The sequence below is a fragment of the Treponema vincentii genome (genome assembly GCF_018336815.1).
GTDB lineage: Bacteria > Spirochaetota > Spirochaetia > Treponematales > Treponemataceae > Treponema.
In genome coordinates this window covers 1,766,305-1,785,692 of the sequence record NZ_CP050497.1, presented here as the reverse complement: position 1 = coordinate 1,785,692, position 19,388 = coordinate 1,766,305, and the positions used below count along the sequence as shown (strand labels likewise).

General features: G+C 47.7%; 14 protein-coding genes and 2 pseudogenes. 4 read left to right on the top strand and 12 right to left on the bottom strand.

Annotated features, from left to right (window positions below):
- The 4 genes from GWP40_RS07970 to GWP40_RS07955 all read right to left on the bottom strand — a co-directional run bounded on the left by GWP40_RS07970 (position 1) and on the right by GWP40_RS07955 (position 3,373).
- Positions 1 to 1,578, bottom strand: coding sequence for an L-lactate permease (locus tag GWP40_RS07970; RefSeq protein WP_212564898.1), 1,578 nt, complete (start codon positions 1,576 to 1,578; stop codon positions 1 to 3).
- A 29-nt stretch (positions 1,579 to 1,607) separates the two neighbouring features.
- Positions 1,608 to 2,249 (bottom strand): TetR/AcrR family transcriptional regulator, encoded by a 642-nt coding sequence (locus GWP40_RS07965; RefSeq protein WP_212564897.1) that lies wholly within the window; start codon positions 2,247 to 2,249, stop codon positions 1,608 to 1,610.
- 76 nt (positions 2,250 to 2,325) lie between these two features.
- Positions 2,326 to 2,895, bottom strand: a complete 570-nt coding sequence (locus GWP40_RS07960; RefSeq protein WP_212564896.1) for an HD domain-containing protein — start codon at positions 2,893 to 2,895, stop codon at positions 2,326 to 2,328.
- Positions 2,896 to 3,046: 151 nt separating this feature from the next.
- On the bottom strand, positions 3,047 to 3,373 hold the full coding sequence (locus tag GWP40_RS07955) for a GNAT family N-acetyltransferase (RefSeq protein ID WP_414162741.1): 327 nt from the start codon (positions 3,371 to 3,373) through the stop codon (positions 3,047 to 3,049).
- Between the two features lie 112 nt (positions 3,374 to 3,485).
- On the opposite strand from GWP40_RS07955, the gene GWP40_RS07950 reads away from it, so the two are divergent.
- Positions 3,486 to 3,944 (top strand): hypothetical protein, encoded by a 459-nt coding sequence (locus tag GWP40_RS07950; protein ID WP_212564894.1) that lies wholly within the window; start codon positions 3,486 to 3,488, stop codon positions 3,942 to 3,944.
- A gap of 21 nt (positions 3,945 to 3,965) precedes the next feature.
- Positions 3,966 to 4,433, top strand: a complete 468-nt coding sequence (locus GWP40_RS07945; RefSeq protein ID WP_212564893.1) for a hypothetical protein — start codon at positions 3,966 to 3,968, stop codon at positions 4,431 to 4,433.
- Positions 4,434 to 4,503: 70 nt separating this feature from the next.
- Here GWP40_RS07945 and GWP40_RS07940 read toward each other — a convergent pair whose 3' ends face one another.
- From GWP40_RS07940 to GWP40_RS07915, 6 genes and pseudogenes are all read right to left on the bottom strand, one after another.
- Entirely contained in the window at positions 4,504 to 6,270 is a 1,767-nt protein-coding gene (locus GWP40_RS07940) for an FAD-binding oxidoreductase (protein ID WP_212564892.1), read from the bottom strand.
- A 158-nt stretch (positions 6,271 to 6,428) separates the two neighbouring features.
- On the bottom strand, positions 6,429 to 7,985 hold the full coding sequence (locus tag GWP40_RS07935; protein ID WP_212564891.1) for an FGGY-family carbohydrate kinase: 1,557 nt from the start codon (positions 7,983 to 7,985) through the stop codon (positions 6,429 to 6,431).
- Positions 7,982 to 8,275, bottom strand: a pseudogene (locus tag GWP40_RS12850) (DUF1667 domain-containing protein); the annotation flags it as partial. The gene GWP40_RS07935 and the pseudogene GWP40_RS12850, both read right to left, overlap by 4 nt.
- 110 nt (positions 8,276 to 8,385) lie before the next feature.
- Positions 8,386 to 9,817: pseudogene (locus GWP40_RS07925) on the bottom strand (NAD(P)/FAD-dependent oxidoreductase).
- On the bottom strand, positions 9,814 to 11,568 hold the full coding sequence (locus GWP40_RS07920; RefSeq protein ID WP_212564889.1) for an NAD(P)/FAD-dependent oxidoreductase: 1,755 nt from the start codon (positions 11,566 to 11,568) through the stop codon (positions 9,814 to 9,816). The pseudogene GWP40_RS07925 and the gene GWP40_RS07920 overlap by 4 nt, the downstream one beginning before the upstream one ends.
- Complete coding sequence (locus GWP40_RS07915) at positions 11,543 to 12,361, bottom strand: FadR/GntR family transcriptional regulator (RefSeq protein WP_212564888.1); 819 nt, start codon at positions 12,359 to 12,361, stop codon at positions 11,543 to 11,545. The genes GWP40_RS07920 and GWP40_RS07915 overlap by 26 nt, the downstream gene beginning before the upstream one ends.
- 227 nt (positions 12,362 to 12,588) lie before the next feature.
- Here GWP40_RS07915 and GWP40_RS07910 point away from each other — a divergent pair, with 227 nt between their 5' ends.
- Entirely contained in the window at positions 12,589 to 13,674 is a 1,086-nt protein-coding gene (locus tag GWP40_RS07910; RefSeq protein WP_212564887.1) for an adenylate/guanylate cyclase domain-containing protein, read from the top strand.
- Positions 13,675 to 13,760: 86 nt separating this feature from the next.
- Complete coding sequence (locus GWP40_RS07905; RefSeq protein ID WP_212564886.1) at positions 13,761 to 15,443, top strand: ComEC/Rec2 family competence protein; 1,683 nt, start codon at positions 13,761 to 13,763, stop codon at positions 15,441 to 15,443.
- A 640-nt stretch (positions 15,444 to 16,083) separates the two neighbouring features.
- On the opposite strand, the gene GWP40_RS07900 is transcribed toward GWP40_RS07905, so the two are convergent.
- The gene (locus GWP40_RS07900) at positions 16,084 to 17,853 is read right to left on the bottom strand and encodes a 6-hydroxymethylpterin diphosphokinase MptE-like protein (RefSeq protein WP_230974341.1); all 1,770 of its coding nucleotides are present in this window, start codon (positions 17,851 to 17,853) and stop codon (positions 16,084 to 16,086) included.
- A 4-nt stretch (positions 17,854 to 17,857) separates the two neighbouring features.
- The gene (locus GWP40_RS07895) at positions 17,858 to 19,378 is read right to left on the bottom strand and encodes a peptidyl-prolyl cis-trans isomerase (protein WP_212564885.1); all 1,521 of its coding nucleotides are present in this window, start codon (positions 19,376 to 19,378) and stop codon (positions 17,858 to 17,860) included.
- Positions 19,379 to 19,388 lie beyond the last annotated feature (10 nt).

Below are 19,388 nucleotides of genomic sequence, written 5' to 3'. Positions count from 1 at the left end.
TCACATCAGTAACGAGCCGGTAAAACAGATTACTCCGGCAAGCAGTGCATACGTAATAAAATATTTAAACACCGCCGCGAGAATTTTGCTGTCGGAACCGGTAATACCGATAGCTCCTGCGCCGATTGCAATATTCTGCGGGCATACCATCTTGCCGATACCGGCTCCCATTACATTTGCTGCAGTAATCCAATACGGATCCAGATTAAGCGAAAGGGCGGTTTCCAGCTGCAAATTCCCGAAGAGGACGTTAGTAGAGGTGCCCGATCCTGTTACAAACGCGCCCAATACACCGATAAGCGGTGCGACAAAGGGGTACACGGGGCCGGTTGCGACAACAGCAGAGTGTGCAATATCGGAGATCATTCCGCTATATATCATCACCTTGGCAGTTGCCAAAACACTGCAGATCGTTACAAAGGTTCTCCAATATTTCTTTAGGGTAAAGCCTAACACACAGGCCATTTCGGATAACGAAGCCTTTTGAATAAGCCCACCGCAGATAGCCGCAATGAATATCATCACTCCCGGAGTATTTATCCAGCTGAACGTGAGCGGCTTGCCACCTTCTCCCTTATAAATCATGAACGAATGTTTGAAATTCTTGATGGCGTTATGCACGGGAGGACAGAGCTTTGAGGTAAGAATTAACAATATAAAGATAAGCATAAAGGGCGCCCATGCTCTCATGCCTTCGGCAAAGCCGATATGAGCCGCCGGTGTTGTTGTAGCCGACGCAGCAGTTTGTACCGAATATTCCGATTCGATTTTTGCGGCGTCACAATCTCCATTACCGTTTTTTTTGCCGAATTTTGCTGAAAGGATTACGCAGAGCATCGAACAGATTGAACCGACAATAGTCGGAAGTTCGGGACCTAACAACTGTGCAAAAAGAAGATAGGGAACAACAAACGACACCGACGCTACCAACGTAACATGCCATACACCTTTTAATGCCTTTATTCCTCCGCCGCAGATTACCACTATAAGAAATGGTGAAAGAAAGGCGTGAACAACCTGTATAAGCGCGGCATTTGCAGCAAGCTGCTGCAAGTCCAACCCCGTGATGGAGGCAAGCGTCGCTGTCGGCACTCCTGCCGAGCCGAACGCAGTCGGTGTCGTATTTGCAACAAGACAAGCCGTTACCGCATTGATGGGATTAAGCCCTATTCCGGCAAGAATCGATGCGGGAATAGCAACCGCAGTACCGAACCCTGCCATACCTTCCATAAAATTACCGAACCCCCAGCCGATAATCAGCATCAGTATTCTTTTATCATCGGAAATACCGATCAGCATTCCTTTGATCTTTTCCATAGCGCCGGTATGTATCGTTAAATTGTATGTAAAAAGAGCGGCAACAATAATCAAACAGATAGGCCAGAGAGCATACGTCGCGCCTTCGAGCATAGAGGACGAGATATGCAGGGGAGGTAGTTTCCAATACAGCGCCGCCAAAATCGCCGTTATCAGCAAGGCAATACCGCAAGCCTTACAACTGCTCATCTTGAGCTTGCTTAAAGAAATAATAAGCCAGAAAATCGGCAGCATTGCAAGTATAAAATTAATCAGTATCATATATTATTTCATCCTTCAAGGTAAACGCATCATCGGTTAATATGGTTGAACAAATCTTGATGCCGATCAAAAAAGTTCTGCATTGCGATAAGAATCATTGTACGGATTTTTTCTTTATTTTGATTAAATACGTCCTTATCGCTGAATAATTCATGCATTACCAGCATACCGTGAAAAATTTTAAGCAGAAAATATTCTTGCTGCCGGATGATATTCATAATTTCTAATTCTTGTTGGGGCGGGTAGTGTAACGTTTTTATAAATAGTTCAAAAGCTTGTTTTTCCAATTGAAAATACAGCATTTCATAATCGCGGTCATAAGGAATTTCCGCTAAAAACATCAAGTAGAGTTTTTTTTCGGGTACTTCATCAAAGAGCTTCGCCATACAAGCATCTGTCATAACCTCGGCAAGCGATTCGGTTCCTGCCGATTCCCGCACAATCTTTTCGGTTCGTTCATACCGGAAATAGTTTCCGTTTTGCATAATATCAAAAAGGATTGCCTTTGTCGTTTTATAATATTGGTATACGCCCCCCTTGGAAAGCGTCGTGTGTTTAACCACATCTTCCATTGTCGTATAGCGGAAGCCTTTCTCTAAAAATACTTTTTTTGCAGCTTCTTGTATCTCCGCTTTGCGGACAGATTTCGATTGCCGTTTAAACTTAGCCATAGAATATATACATCAGATAGACTTACTGTCTGTAGGATTGAAAAGCTTCAACAAAAGCGAGCAGCGCATACCTATGTTAAAGTCCGAGCTTATCGGCGATCCCGCACATTGCGGCAAGCGATAGTTCTGCAAATTCCTGAAACGGTATCCCGATATTTTCTATTGACATCATTGCGCCTCTGTCGGCGCCGGCTGCAAATCCGGTTGCTTTCATTTTCTTGACGATGGATTTAACCTTAACGCTCGTAATTTTTTTATCGGGATAAACAAGTGCAACGGCAGTAATAAATCCGGTAATAGGGTCGGCTGCAAAGAGCGCTTTTTCGAAAAGCGTTTGCGGTACGGCGCCCGTATCGGGATTATGAGCGATAATAGCGCTGTACATTTCCTCGCAGCCGAAATTCTGTTTTTTTAATAGTTCAACTGTTACGGGACCGTGCCGTTCAGGGTGTTCCTGCCAGTTGGAAACGTCCATATCCAAGTCATGGAGCAACCCTGTAATACCCCACAGTTCTTCATCCGCCGGCGAAAGCCGTTTTGCGAGCGCTCGCATAACAGCTTCAACAGCGAACGAATGCGCGATGATATGCTCAGTGGTAACATATTGGTTGAGTAATGCTTCTGCTGTATCTCTATCAATGTTCATAGATGTCTCCTAGGAACCTCTAAAAACTGAAAATTTTTATCGGTTTTTTCTGTAGGGAAATGATTTATCATATCACTTCTTAAACAATCTTTTTATTCGTGCGGAGAGGTTAATACCCGCCGTCCTCGGCAACGCTCTGTGTCGTTGAATTTTAATGTGCAACTAAATCCGCGTATTCCGAATGTTTATTGAACCAATCGGCTGCATACGAGCATTGAGGCCGTATCTTCTTCCCGTTCTTTTGAGCATAGTCTACGACTTCTTTAACGAGTTTACCGGCAACGCCTTGCCCTCGTAAAGAGTTATCGACAAAGGTATGGTCGAGGCAAACCGTCGAGTTGTTCTCCTGCGGGAATGTAACCTCGGCAATAACTTTTCCGGCATCATTTTCCGCATAAATTCTATTTTCTTGGCGTATAAATTCCATCGTATCCTCCTTGTGGAACGTAGTATGCCATAGAATAGAAAGAAATTTCAATATGTACCCGGCATTGTCATCATCATAGCAACAGCAATTAGACTGGGTTGACAAAGTGAATGGCTCAATTATAATAGTGCCTTCGATTCCGAAAGTTTTATAGGAGGAAAAAATGAGCAATGTCTATAAGACACGCCCGCACAGAGTACTGGTGAATCTTGTTTTTGGTGCGGGAGCCGCTCTCTTTGTGACTTTTATTGCATCAATTTGGCTTAAAAGTTTCGTATTGTTGCTATTGATAGCTTTAGCGGTTTTCGCCGGCTATATTTGGCTGGTAATTATCGGTAATATGATTGTTATAGAAACCGACGGCGATACATTGACAATAAAAAAAGGTAATAAAATCGATACCTATTCGATTTCTGCTACAGCGATACGGGCAAGAACCGTTAGTTCGGGCGGGGATACGGAATGTTCGCTCTATCTTACCCGGCAGGGAGAAAATGAAGAACTGATTGACTGCGAATTAATCGGTATTACGCAGTTTATGAAGTTATTGGATGATTTGGGAATCAATAGAGATTCCGTAACCAAACTCAGCACGGACAATACTGACAACCGGCTAAATTGACAACCGTAAAGGAGAAAACACATGGACACCATCATGAGTAATACAAGTTTTTCACATATCTATTATTTTATCCTTATCCCGATAGGGCTGCTTGCGTATTTTGCATTTGCAATCTTTAAAACAAAGAAGGATAAAAAGCGCGTTACAAATTGGCTGAATGAACATCCCGATGCGGTAAAAGTGTATATCGGTAAAACAAGTTCGGTAACCGGTATGTTGGCGAGCGCAGCTCAGCAGATAACCGTCAGCAGTGTCGACGGGGAGCGTCCGCTATTTTTTACTGAAAAACTTTCAACCGGATTCTATGTTACTCCCGGAACGCATATCGTCGAATCGTCTTTTTCAAAAACTCGTCCGGGGGTTCTGTCTCGCTCCGTTACAACAACCTACGGTGCAAGTAAACAGGAAATTACGGTTGAGGCTTCCAAATCCTATAACTATTTCTTTAACACGAAAGAAGAAGCCTACGGGTTTGAAGAATTGCATTAAAAACGAAAGCCGATTAGACTGTACGGTTTAATCGGCTTTTTTGGAAAATGCTTGTTTTTAAACAGTTCTTTTAATACGCAGGATTATCCCATGTTCTGCTGCAGAACTTCGGCTTGCGCTTTTGCTCTTCGGTCATGTCGATGCCGAGGGTGCCGCCCGGGTTCATAATGTTGTCGGGGTCAAAATGCTTTTTTAACGCGCGGAAAATATTCAGCCTATCCGTGCCGATCGATTGTTCCACCCACGCCGCAGTCATCTTGCCGACACCGTGGTGGTGGCTCATCGCAGCTCCCTGTTCCATGATATTATCAAAGATACCGAACTGATATTCTGCATATTCTTCTTTATCGCGGAATTTCCCGATGAAGATAAAATAGAGGTTGGCTCCCTGCTCATACGCATGGGAAAGGTGGGTCATACAGACCGTGTTCGGGCGGGATTTTGCAAAAGCGCGTACCTTTTCATGCACCCTGCCCATCATCTCCCATGTAACGGAGCATTCCATCGTGTCGATGATAATGCCGTAGTCCTGCAGCGATTCCCGTAAATAGGGGTCGGTAAAGCGGCCTTCTTCCCATTTGTGCGCGGGATAGCCGGTGAGGTACAGTCCGCCATACGCTTTGCTGATTTTTTTTACGATGCGGAAGAGGTTTGAAGAAAAGCCTCGTTCACCTTCAGTCCAGCCCAAGAACATACAGCGGTCATGCGCTTTATATCCGCGGAGGTTCATCAAACTTTCGAGCGGGGTGCCTTCCACGCCGTAGAGCTTCATCATCGCATCGGTTTCTTCCGGGTCGGATAGGCGGAATACGGAAGGATAGCCTGCTTCGGCTTGCATAATTTCCCGCGCGGCGTCGCGTCCGCTTTGCCAGTCCTTAAACATAAAGCTGAAATACCGGCGGTTCTCCGCAGTTAAGCGGGAAATTTTCAGCGTTACATGCGTCAGTACGCCGAACGCTCCTTCCGACCCCATCATCAGCTCATCGATATCCGGGCCGACGGCGTGGGCGGGTAGTCCGTAGCTTTTTATCACGCCGGCGGGGGTAACATAAGTCTGCCCCATCACGATATTGTGAATATTGCCGTAATAGGTTGAGTTCTGACCGGCGCCCCGCGTTACCGTCCAGCCGCCGACGGAAGAGTATTCGAACGACTGAGGAAAGTGTCCGCAGGTGTATGCGTGCCGTGCGCCGAAACGGGTTTTCGCTTCGCTCAAGATTTTTTCGAGTTGAGGTCCGGACATTCCCGCCTCAACCGTGATGGTTTGATCGGTTTCGTTAAAGTTAATCACCTTGTTAAAGTTTCGCCGCATATCAAGGCTAATGCCGCCCTTAAACGCTTCCACGCCGCGGGTAACGGAAGAGCCGCCGCCGTATACATAGAGGGGGATGTGCTGCTTTTGGCAGTATTCGACAATCTGCACGATTTCTTCATGACTTGAAGGATAGAGCACTGCCCGCGGAGCATTTTCGGTGATGTTTTCCCGCAGCCGGTAGAGGTCGTACATGGTTTTGCCGTAAGCTACGGAAAGCCGGTTGTATCCCTTGGTACTTACATTGTCCTTACCGCACACGGATTCAAAGAACGCGACATGCTCCGGTTCAAGCGGCGGTGTCGCTAATGTGTCGGGTACCGCTTCATGTCCGTCGGCGCCCTTCCGCTGAAAATCGGCATCGGTTAAGCCGAGCTCACCTTTCATAAAGGTAAAGAGCCTTTCATTCGGTTCCTTAAATTCATTTGGGTCTCCCCATTTTAAAATCGAACGGAATGAAGCCGGTGGCGGGGGAACTTGCTCCCACTCCGGTTTAAAATTCTTGTATACCTTACGTTCTGCCATATTTATCTCCTATTACGAGTCTGTCCAAAAACTTCAGTTTTTGGACAGTTTCCTTAGATTTAACTGCGATGTTTTGAGATAAGTCATTACAAAACAAAGACTTATCTCAAAACTCGTCGGGCATCTCTAAAAATCTAACCATGTTTTTAGAGATGCCCTCATGACGGATAACCGGTTACTTCCCGTATCCGTTTATATACGTGCTTGAGGATAGGATATATCTGCGTGTATATTTTATAGAGTTCATCATATAATTCGCGGTTATCCGGTGAGGGGATGAATTCCTGCGTGATATGAACCATATTTTTGGCGCTTTCTTCGATACTGGAATAACACCCCGTTCCGTACGCCGTTAAGATCGCGGCGCCCAGTGCGGAAGTTTCCGTTGTCGCACCGCGGACAAGCGGTTTGTTTAAAATATCCGCCGTGATGCCGCAGATACGGTCGCTCTGCGAGGCGCCGCCCGAAACGGCAACCCTTTGTACGGGAACCCCGCTTTGCCGTTGCAGTTGCTCCAACCCTTCCCGCAGTGAGTAGGCGAGCCCCTCGACGATTGCGCGGTATATTGCGTGCCGTCCGTGTACGTCGCCGAACCCGATCATCGAGCCTTTTGCGTAATGGTCTTTAAGGCTTGCTCCCCAATACGGTTGCAGCATCAGTCCGTAGCAGCCGGGTGGTGAGGAGTCGAGGAGGCGATCCATAATTTGCTCCGGAATAATACCGGTTGCCGTCGCCTTTGCTCGTTCTTCATAGCCGAGCTCGTCCTTAAACCAGCTGATCATCCAGTAGCCGCGGAATATTTCGATTTCCGGTACCCAACGCCCTGGATAGGCGGCGCTGTATGCAGGTAGAAAGCGAATAGGTTCCGTGTAGCGGTCGGTGCATATTTCTACCGTCGCCGTTGTGCCGAAACTGAGAGAGGCCGTTTTCGCATCGAGGCATCCCATACCGAGCGTTTCACATGCCTTATCACTGCCGCAGGCGATAACCGGTATACCGGCGGGTAGCCCCGTTTCCAGCGCTCCTTGTGCCGAAACTCGTCCGATCTCTTTCCCGCTTTGCACAACGCTGCATTTTTTATCATCGTCTATCGGAAATATCTTTGCCGTGATGTGTCCGGGGGATGCCCACTTTTGTTTTTTATGATCAAAGGGAATGTGTCCGACCAGCGAAGAAGGCGAATCGGCAGCAATTCCCGTAAGCCGGTATTGCAGATAGCCCGATACCATCAGTACCCGCCATGTCTTCTTCCAAATTTCGGGTTCATTCTCCTGTATCCAGTTGCACTGACCGTCGCTTTGGGAATGCATGATTTTTTCGTAGTAATCGACTGCTTTTAACGCAGCCTTCATAATGAAATTCGGATGATACCGGCCGCGTGCCTTTCGGGTATCGAGCCATGTGATTGCAGGGCGCAATACGTTTCCGCCTTTCCCGATGAGGATAACCGTGTCCCTCTGGGCGGTTATCCCGATGCCTTTTGCGCGGGCGAGTAAATCCGGATGGCCGGTTTTAAGCGCAGTTACCCCCGTGCAGAGTGCGCCCCACCACACTTCAGGGTCTTGTTCCGCCCATCCCGGCCGCGGACTGACGCACGGTTTATACATAATCTGTTTCTTTGCGAGCACCGAACCATCCTCTCCAAAGATGATAACACGCAAGCTCTGGGTCCCGCAGTCAATTGAGATAATCGTCGATTGGTTGGTCATAATCATTCAGCCTCCGTACTTGCACAGGCGAGTATCGGTATTTTCGTCCCGTTTTCAGCGGTAAGCTGCGCAAGACAGTCGCCGTACCGCACCGGCGCGGAGGCGGTAATACTGCGGATTTTTTCTATCATAGATTTCATCTCCTCAAGCGGAATTTCGCATCCGGTTTTTACCGGCAGGCGAATAAACTCAGGCGCACCGAATCCTGTCGTTTCTCCATTATGCCGAGCCGACTGACAGGCAACGGTAGTAGTGAGCGTTCTCATAGGACACAGCGCTTCCTGTTTGCCGTAGACAACTCCTTTAGGACAGCTGTTTCCGCTTACTTCCATTGTATCCGGTGTATCGCCAGTTGTCACGGTTAAATGACAGCCGCGCGGACACGCAATACAAATCAGCTTTTTGGTCATTCCGCCTCCTTTGCCCGATAAGCCGGCTCTGCGTTCGTCAGCGAAACGGACAGGCGCTGCGTATATGCCGGTATCGATGCAGTCTCCATTATAATTCGCTCCATCTCCGGCGGTTTTAACGACCGGTATGTTTTTTTTGAAGAGAATTGTTGAGTCTGTTTTTGTTTCCGCAGTAATAGTTAATACGGCGTGCTCCCGCTGTGCTGCAGAGCGGAAGTACAACACCGCCGGTTTTCCATCCGGTGCGATGCGGGCGGGGGTTTGATACAAGAGCGTTTTATCTGCGCTGATCGGAATTTCAGCAGAGTTTTTGCGTAGCGCAGCCGGTTGCATTTCCGTAGCGAAGGGTTCAATCCTTGCAAGCTCCGGCGAGCAGTATTCAGTTGCCGGATTTCTGCCCTCGGCGGCATTTCCTTCAAACGGCGTTCCGCTGCAGAGTAAAGCTGCCCGTTCTCCCGCAATGCTGCCCGACTCCGAAACATAGTCCACGAGGTCGTTTACGTGTAGGGCGTTTCCGCAGGAGAAAAGCCCCGGTACGGTTGTTTCCATATACTGATTAACCTGCGGTCCCTTTGTCCGTGCATCCATGTTCGGTGCAAGGCTGTCGAGGATATCGTTTTCGGGGATGAGCCCGACGCTTAAAATGAGCGTGTCGCAGGGAATGTACCGATCCGTACCGGCGAGCGGCTGCATCTGCTTATCGACCTGCGTAACGGTTACGCCCTCCAAGCGTCCTGCCCCGTGCAAGGCGCTCACCGTCGTAGAAAGGTGGAGCGGAATACCGTAGTCTTCGAGGCATTGCACGATATTGCGGGTCAGCCCCGACGGTTCGCTTTTTACTTCGTAGACGCCCTCTACACTGCCGCCGATGCGTGCGGTTTCGAGGGTGAGCCGCCGCGCCATAATGAGTCCGATGTCGCCGCTGCCCAAAATGACAAACCGCTTGCCGGGAAGGTATCCCTTTAGGTTGATAAAGGCTTGCGCCTGCCCCGCGGTGAATACCCCCGAAGGCCGGTCGCCGTGGATAAATACCTGCCGGTCGGTGCGTTCTCTGCAGCCCGTTGCGGAAATGAGCGCCGTGCAGGAAAGGTTAAAAATACCGTTCTGCGGATTGGTAAAAGTCAAATCAAAGCCGCCGCCGATTTTCCGTTCGATACGGATAACAAAGGTGGATACATATATGTCGATGTTGGATTTTTGAGCGAGCATATCGCGGTACCGCCACGCATATTCGGGACCGGTTAACCGCTCCTTAAACCGGATGAGTCCGAAGCCGTCGTGAATGCACTGCTTTAAAATGCCCCCGATATGCTCTTCCCGCTCGATGAGCGCGATGCTGCATTCGGGAGATTTTTCGGCGGCGGCAAGGGCGGCAGCCATACCGGCAGGCCCTGCTCCAATCACGATAATATCGTAAAAACGTTTCATAATGCCGCCTTTCCTTCGCCTGCCGACAGCGGGCTGTTCAGTATATACGACGAGCCGCCTTTTTTGGTAATGCGCTCAAGCGGAATTCCGGCTTCCCTATTGATAATTTCCATTACCCGCGGCGTACAAAAACCGCCGTGGCAGCGCCCCATTCCGGCTCGGCATCGGCGTTTTACCGCATCAAGGCTGATATTCTGCATGCCGAGCGCACGGCAGCTCCGTACCGCATCCCGTATCTCCCCCTCGGAGATTTGCTCGCAGCGGCAGATAATTTTCCCGTAGAGCGGATCCCGTTTGATAAGGGTATGCCGCTCGGCATCGTGCATAGAGGCAGTTTCGCAGGGGGCAGCGCGGCGCGGTATAAACTCCGGTTTTTCTTTGAGAACGGCAGGAAAGCGCCGGAGTGCAAGAGCTGCAATATCTTCTGCGATTGCCGGAGCGGAAGCAAACCCCGGCGATTGAATGCCCGCCGCATGAATCAAGTTGGGTACCTTTTCGGATGCTTCAACAATAAAGTCTTCCTCCCATGTCGCGGCACGGATACCGCTGTAATACGTGATGACATCACCCCGCGAAAGCGTTTTATTCATAGCCATTTGCTCAAGCAAGGCGTGTTCGTCCTCCGAATCGGTACCGTAGTCTTCGCGGTCATATACTTCATGCGCAGTCGGCCCGACGAGGATATTTCCTTCTATACAAGGGATAATTCCGCCGCCTTTTGAATGCTGTTTTGAAGAGTTAAAGAGATTGGGTTTTCCGATAATGGTATGCTGCATTCCCTTTTTCTTTTTATCGAGGATGATATCCATACCCTTTCGCGGATGAATGGAAAAGAAACGGTCTCCGGCAAACTCCGCAATTTTATCCGACCATACGCCCGCTGCATTGATGACGAGGCGGGTGTTCAGCGTACCGCGGTTTGTGCGCACTGCCGAAATCAATTCGTTTGTTTTGTCAAAGCCGATTATGGCGGTTTCAAAGAAAAATGATACCCCGTTTGCCGCTGCATTTTCCGCAAAGGCGATTGTTACCTTAAAAGGCGAGGCAATGCCGGAATAGGGCATCCAAAAACCGCCGTAGTATTCCGTACTCAGGTTCGGTTCCATGTTTTGTATCGTTTTTTTATTCATATAACCGATCCGTCCGTCAACACCGTTTTTTGCTGCCCGTCGGTGCATAAAAGGCACAAGAGGTTTCAGAAACGGAGTGTTAAACAGCATAAAACTGCCCGGCCAGTCGGTTTGAAAGCCGAGTTCTTTGTCGAGCTTGCGGTACAGACGGTTGCCGCGCGTGTTCAGTTTGCCTTTTATCTTTGAAGGACTGTCTGCAAAGCCGGGATGGATCATACCGTCGTTGCGGGAGGATGCCTGCATTGCGCAATCGCACTCTTTTTCGAGAACAGCGATTGTTAAATCATAGCGGGACAGCTCCCGTGCGATTGCGCATCCGACAACACCGGCGCCGATAATCACGATATCGAATGTCTTGCCCGCTAAAAGATTGTCCCGCACTTCCGGTATCCGCATCGGCGGCTCAGCCTTTCCTGCGACGGTTATATCGTTGACCAAGCCCTTGTATCCGCGCTGATGTTTGCATCTTTTTGCAAAAAAAGCGCCGACGGCGTACCGTTCTTCAACAGTAGGAGCGTCTCCGGTCAGTATCACCGAGCGACCGTCCCATTCCGCCGAAAGCTTCAGCTGCGGATACCGTGCCTTTATCTTCCGCTCAAGCTTTTGAAGATACTGCTTCATAATGATGCTCCTCCATAATCGGCGGATTTTTCTGTCCGTCAGTTTTCGCGTGAATAGGTCTAATGTATGCATTCGTCGAAATCATTTCTTCCAATAAAGTGAGCGCTTCATTCCGCTCATTGTTCGAGATATAAGTAATCAACCGAGATTTTAAGGCTGCGGCTGTCCGGATGCTCCCGATATTTTCAGTAAAAAACAGCTCCAGTTTTTGATGATAGATTTCCCGTGCCGAGTTAAAAAGCAGGAGAAAAACGATATTACCGCCTGCCTCAATAATTGCGCGATAAAAAAGAAAATCCAATTCGGTCAACCGCCGTATTTCGGCAGGCTTTAAGGCAGCGCCGAGCTTTTTTTGCTCTTCTCCGTGTATCTTATGTAATTTCTCAATGAGCAGCGAATCCGCTTGCTGCTGCGCCGTATCGGAATCAAAATACTGCTGCAACGATTTTTTCAAAATCATCCTGCGGACTTCTTCCAAATCGGCATCGATACGCGAGGCAGACTGAGGCGCAGAAAAACGATAGAGACTTGAAAGCAGCGGCAGTGCGCCTTCTTCCGTAAAGTTATTGACAATCCAGCCATGCCGCGGGCGAATGGAAATAAGTCCTCGCGCCCCCAGTTCCAAAAGGCCTTCGTGAATCACCGGCCGAGAGACGCCCATCTGCTGTGCCAATTCCCGTTCGGGCGGTAGCTGCTCTCCCGGAAGGATAAGGTGCATCAACAGCAGCGTTTCCATCTGTTCAATAAAGCGTTCTTTATTACTTTTGGCAGTTGCTTTTTTTTTCTTTTTCATGTAATCTCATATATATAACATCAGTGTGTGGTAATACCACCGATTCTTTATCTACTATAACATGGAAAAAAACGATTTGTCAAATATTTGTTAAAATTTTTTATAACTATTTTAAAAGCCGGCTGTTTAGTATGGTGCGTTAAATAAAACTATTTCGCACCACCTGCCATGTTTTTCCGTACTTCTCTTGCTTTTCATTATGGAGTTTTTTATCGGAAGGAGAGCTTATGAGCATGAAATTACGCTGTAAAGGGAAGCAAAAAGAAGCTGATAAGATTGCAGCTTTTTTGATGAATGTATCGGAGCGTTTGCTTTTTCATATTCCTCTTTATGAAATCGGTAAAGCCTTTGGTATATCGCGTGAAGATATATTGGATATTTTTATTCAAGGCGTTTACGACGGATTTTTTATATTAGACTGGATTTATCATTGCCCCACATGCGGAAATGTCGCGTATGAGGCGCCGTCTCTTCATCGTGCTTCGTCTCAAAATTTTTGTACGGTTTGCAATAAAGCCTTTGATAATATGCTCGACACCAATGTCGAAGCATGCTTTTCAATTCATCCGCGTTGTAAGATGATTGATCCCCTGTTTAGATTGAATTATATCGCTGAAATCGGTAAAAATATCCGGAACGGGCAGTATCGGACATGGGATACACCCGATGCAGTACGGGGTGTTGAGATCATTCAAAATAATTTATATCGTAAATTGATGAGTTCCGAAGTGCTTATCGGTGATCAATCGCTTCCATTGAAAAATATAACGATTCTCTTTGCGGAGATTACGAACTCGACGAAACTTTATGCTTCATTAGGCAATAAAAAAGCATTTTCATTGATAAAAGAGTATGTGAAGATTCTTTTTGGTACGATTGAAAAGTGCTGCGGCGTACCGGTTATGAAAAGCGATGATGTTGTTGTGGCGTCTTTTATCGACTCCGGTAAGGCTTTCCAAGCTGCGGTGAAAGCGCTGCGTCAGTTGATGAAGCATTCTCAAAATAAGTCGATAAACGAACAACTGGAAATGAAAATGGGCTTGCACAGTGGTTCCGCGCTGGTGGCAACGTTGAATAACCGGCTTAATTATGTCGGTTTGACTGTCAATACTGCCGCTGATATAAAAAATACTGCGCTTCCGAATGAGATTGTTATTTCAGAAGCTCTTTTTAAGAGTCCTGCTGTTAAACATTCCATTCTTTCCTTTACTAATACCGTACAAAAACAGCAGATACGATTTAAGGGAAATCCGGAAAATCATACGCTCTATCATATAAAAATATCAAATCAAAAGGGTACTCCTAAAAACTGAAGTTTTTTGAATATTTAGACCGTAAACGCCGGTAATTTCTAGCCATTTTGTACACCGTGGCGTATAAGGAATCGTAAGAGGTTTGTATGGATAGTAGACATATTGTCCCGCCTGTTACGGTTCTTGCTGCGGCATCGACAGCTGTTTTTTATACGCTTTATGCGTTTGCGTACATCGGCGGTCTCATTACATCGTTTATCTTTTTGACGGCGGTTTTATTATTCTGCGTGCTATCGGTGTTTTTAATAGCGGTATCCGTAGCGGGTAAGCTGTTGCATCGAAACTTAAAATACCGAGAGCGGCACGACCGGAATCACCGAACTGCGATTCCTATGCATTGCGTACGATTTGCAGTTCGGTTTGCGCTTTGTGCGGCTGCCGGAATTGCAATCGGCTCATATTCGGCGCTGGCTCTGCAAAGAGAACAGCGCCCACCTCAAACACTTGCAGCATTGTATATGGTACGGACGGTTATTGCGGAATTAACCGCAGAGCCTGTGCCGACGGGTGCCGATTATTATCGCATACCGGTTAAACTGATTGCATGCAGCACCGGCCGCAATGAACAATTTTCCGCATCAGGTGTCATACAGCTCTTTGTTCCGGCAGCGCTTGTCCGCGGAACATATTCAGGAGACATTACCCGCATCGGCGAAGCGGAGCAATCCGAAAAGACGATTCCGTTGCTGCGCGGTACGGCGGCTTTTGCTGACTATTTGCAAAAGCCGCAAGAATGCCGGTTTTATGTCCGCGGAATGCGGCTTGCAGTTCAAGGAAAGTTCGGTAAAACGGGAACAGTGTTTTATGCGCAGCCGGTGCAGCCGATGTTTCTCGGATGGAATTCTCCGCTTAGCCGCCTCCGCGCGTTTTTCCGCTTTGCTTTTATGCGGATGCTATACGGTTGGGGCGATGCGGGCGGACTTTTGCTTGCGCTGCTTGCTGCCGATAAAGCGTTCTTACCGGCAGGATGCATCGCGGCTTTCCGCAACGCCGGTCTTGCCCATATCCTTGCGCTGTCGGGGATGCATCTTTCATTAATCGGGATGGCGGCGCTGCAAGGGGGTAGGGTATTCGGGCATAAAAGCAGGGCAGTATGGTTTTCGCTTGCGGCGGTTTTCCTATTTGTATGGTTTGCCGGCTCCGCGCCTTCGTTGAACCGTGCATTGGGAATGGTATGTATCGCCGCTGCAGGAAAAGCACTCGGTTTAAAGCCGCCGCCTTTGTCGGTACTATGCGCCATGCTAACCGTGCATATCGCAATCGCCGGCGCTGAAGCAATAATGCTTGGGTTTATGCTTTCGTATGGGGCATGCGCCGGCATCATCATCTTCGGCGATGCGTGCGCCCGTCTTTTGGCAGGAAAAATACCTCCGGCTTTTGCAGGCAGTATTTCCGCATCCGTCGGCGCACAGCTTTTTACCGCCCCGATTGTTATTTCTGCAATCGGGAATATCGCAGCGGCGGGGGTAATTGCTTCATGTGTGGTGAGTCCGCTTGTTTCGGTTTTCCTCATAGCGGGGCTTATCTGCATTCCGCTTGCGCTTATCTTCCCGTTCACGAGTCCGCTGCTTGGATACGGATTGGACGCTGCATATCGGATAATCTTTGCGTCTGCGGATTTTTTTGCACGACTACCGGTTATTGCGCCGGAAACCGGAGTAGGGCGCTTGGCCTTTTCGACAGCGACGTTTGCAGTTGGCGTATGCTGTGCGGCTCTGGCATATATTCAGCGCAAGCGGACAGCAGCCTCTTTGCCTCGATTGACATGAGTATGGTGAGTACCTGAGGTTTATTTGTACGGAGAGTTTAATACCTGCCGTTTCTCTACCGTCGCGGACGGCGGTTCTGAAACGAGTTAGGGTGAAAACCATTACTTTTTAGCTTTTATTTTAGAATAAGCTTTGGAAGAAAGGCGGGTTCTTAGGGTAGAACCCTAAGTCGTCATTTTTCTTTACATGGGGTCGTAGGGGAAGACTTTTCTTTTTATCGAAAAAAAAGAAAAGTCTTCCCCTAACTTCATTATTTATTTAATACGCTGCTTGCATCCTATTGTGTAACGGAAGGACGGGGTTTACCGATCGGTAATTTAACGAGCCAATACTTTGCAAACTTTTATCTTGGCGCTTTTGATCACTATGCAAAAGAGGAGATAAAGGTAAAAGGCTATGTCCGCTATATGGATGACGTGCTGCTGTTTGCCGATACCATGCAGGAAATAAACGCTATGCTGCACGCAGCATAGCGTTTTTTGGAAGATGAATTGCTTTTAACCTTAAAGGAAGAATATGTCTGTCTTTGCGCACGTCGCAATCAGTCGGTGTAGAAAGTATTGTAATAGGATTTTACAGGGGCGATAGGCAGTTTCCGATGATAGCTACTGCCTGTGTAAGTATACATTATTGATATCCGTTACCCGAGAATCTTTAACAGATATCGCAGCTCGATACCTGCCCGTTTTAAAAAACCGAGGTCAAGTGAATAGCCACGTGCAGCATCGGGAAAGTGGCTGTACAGATAGTCACGCTCTGCGAAGAGTTGTTCCATCATATGTTCCGATATCGAGCGTTTACCCTGTAAGTGATCATTCAGTACTGTCAGGGCTTCTGCTTCACCGGCAAGATAGCCGCAGAGCGCTTCATATCGTTCGTTTGCAGTGTCTGATTCACAAACGGAATCAAAAAAACTATCGGCTGCATTTGTCTGCGAGCAACCGGTTCCGATAGCTGTACTGTCCGCATTTATATTTGATTTACCGGCATCGGTAAGTATCCGCTCCGCTTCGGTCATATCAGCTTGTCGGCCGTTCAAAAAGCAGCCCTCCGTCCCGATGTCGATCACTCGCTCATTTCCGGCGAAAGTATGGCGGTACAGTTCTGCGTAGCCGGAAAGCACCGGCGTTGTCCAATAGGAAAGTCCTCGCTTTCCGTAAATACACTGCATACCGGTAGAAACACTGAGCTTATACGGCGATTCGGTGCGGGTTATTTCCGCAAAGAGTTTTTTTATGGGGCTGCTTCCGGCGGCATGGGTAAGACCGTTTTGCCATGCAAAATCCAAACCGGTATGCAGTATGGGTAGGTGAGGGGCAGTCAGCGCTAAAGCAAGCTGTATTGCCGTCAATCCTACCGATCCCATCGGCGGAAGAGTAAGCGGATGCAGCGTCTGATAGAGACGTTCCAAATACTTTAATCGAGCATACTCGGTGCAAAAAAAGTATACATTTCCGCCGCATGCTTGCAGCGCACGGGGAGAAGCTGTCAGATCGGCAAAGATCGGTATGCCGTATTTGTGCAAGCCGATGAACGCTGAATCAATCCAATACTGAGATTCCACCAGTACTATTGCATCAGGTTGAATATCGGGTAAAAGCGCTGCAGCCGCGGCATCCACTGCAAGTAAAAAAAAGGAGTTTCTATTCTTGATGATAAAATCCCGTACAGTATCCAGCGATGGTCCGGCGCCTGCAATCAAAAGAGGCTTGCGGATACGCTCATCGCCGGTGAGCAACCGGAAATTACTCTTAGTCGACGGTAGACCCCATGCAGGAGAGCCTGCCAGCGAGTTCTCCGGCGATCTTGTGAGCGATTCTCTCATCGGCCTCGCCGACGATTTTGCAAGCGATCTCGCCAGCGAGAGGAGATTGCGGAATGTATTATGTGCGTAATTCCTGCCGAGGTGCATCAGCGTTATCCTGTTTTTCCAGAACCGAGAAATTACCTCATCTGCATATAAGCGCACCTCATCATAAAAGGTTTGATTCAACTGTACCCCTCCTGAAAAGGAAAGGGCAATACACTTTTTAAAGGGAAACAGCGGTAAGGCTTCTATCTTTTTTAGCACCTCTGCAACCGAATCCGTTCGGATATAAGAAAACCGTTGCTGTGCAAATGGGGAGAAATCGTAATGATCAAGCGAGAACCGCATCAATACTTGATCGCATTCCAACGCAAGGATATAAGAAGAGGGCGGCAGCTTTTCCGCCAATTCTTTCAGTCCGTATCCGAGTACCGGCGAAAGGCAGAGTATCAATGTAGAATCGGGTATCTGCAACGATGCAATCTGTGTTGTAATGGCTGCTTGAGGATTGTATTTTGAATAGAGATATTTATTTCGGTATAAAACGGAAAAGCCCCTGTCTGTTTGTATCAGCAGAGGCTTTTCATCTTTGTTGTTAATCAATCTTTTAGTTGAATACCGTGTTAAAATTGTCGGTAAAATTTTTGCTGTTCAACACAAAATCGATAAAAGTCTGCTGCCCCCATGAAAGCTGCTGATAGGCAAGCATGGCAAGCGGGTATTCGTAATACCAAACCGATGCAAACTGCCGGTATGAGGTTGCGATGTTATTTTGCGTTTCTTCCGAACCGGCTTTCTCTTCATCAAGCTGCAATACCAGCACATTTGCGCCCAGCAAAATCGGCTCGGAAATTTCCCCTTGTTTAAGTGCGAATGCTTTTTTAAAGAACGTTTCGTTCCGCACTCCCGATGCAAAGAAGGAGTCAGCCTGAGATGAAATCTGAGGTAGGATATCGGCATTACCGTAATTTAACGTCATCGGATTGCTCGTCTGTACAACCAAATCGTTTACGGAAGCTTCATGCGCAAACCCGCCGATTTTTGCCGCTTCGATAAAGGTTTTTGCCTTTTGTTCAAGGTAATCTTCGATAATACCGCGTTCATTCGATTTCATATACGAGAATACACGTTCTCGTGTTTCGTCTAATGAAAAATCGGCAGGCGTAACCGGAGCGGTGCATTTTACAATTGCATATCCTGAAGAAGTTTTAACAACGGAACTCACCTCATCGACACCGAGCTTGAGTACGGTATCAAGATCCTGTGATTCGGGGAATGTCCGGTTTATCGTTGTTCGGTACGGAGATAACAGCTTTCCATTAGAATCGGTACCCAGCTTGGTAGAATTTGTTATAACGGCGTCTTCAAACGTGATTTCTCCTTTTTGGAGCGCTTGAGCGGTTTTATTCGCATCCTCCTGCGAGTTAAATGTCAACATCAGTAAGCTATGCTCTGCAAACAGATCCGCGTGTTCTTCTCCATACGCACGGATTTTATCCTGCGGGAATTGGCTTTCCTCAAATACGACATACTTAAAGATACGCTCTTTTTCCGCCATTTTCTGCACAAAAGCGGTTTCTGCCGAGCTGGTTTTTAGGCCGAATATATTATTATAGGTACCGAAGTTGTCTTCAATATATCGCTGTGCGGTAAGATAATCGATTACTTCCCGCCGATAGGCAAGCCGCTGCTGTTCCGATGTCTGAGCGTATAGTTTTTCCGAATAAGCGCCCGTCGAATCGGTATAATATGAAATGAGCGCCTTGTTGATATTCTTATTGGGCAGATAGAAACCGGCGTTCAGGGCTTCTTCCTGTGCCGCGAGTTGAATCATTGACGCGTTAAACGCCGTACGCATAATCTGCCGTTCTATAAATTCCTGCTGGATTTTATTATCGCTTCTCAGGTATCCGCGCAGTTCGGCAGAGCGATGAAGCTGCCGGTATTCCCGTAAAAAAAGCCCGTCAGCCGTGTAGTCAAGCCGCTTGTTCTTCCATTTACCAAGCGTTGTTTTTGTATTACTGCCCCATTGTCCGCCTGCTGCCGGAACAAAGACAAATGCAATTACCGAGAACACCAGAATAATAATACTTCCGATTGCCAACGTATTCTTTTTAAAGCCCGCCATAGTTTTGTTT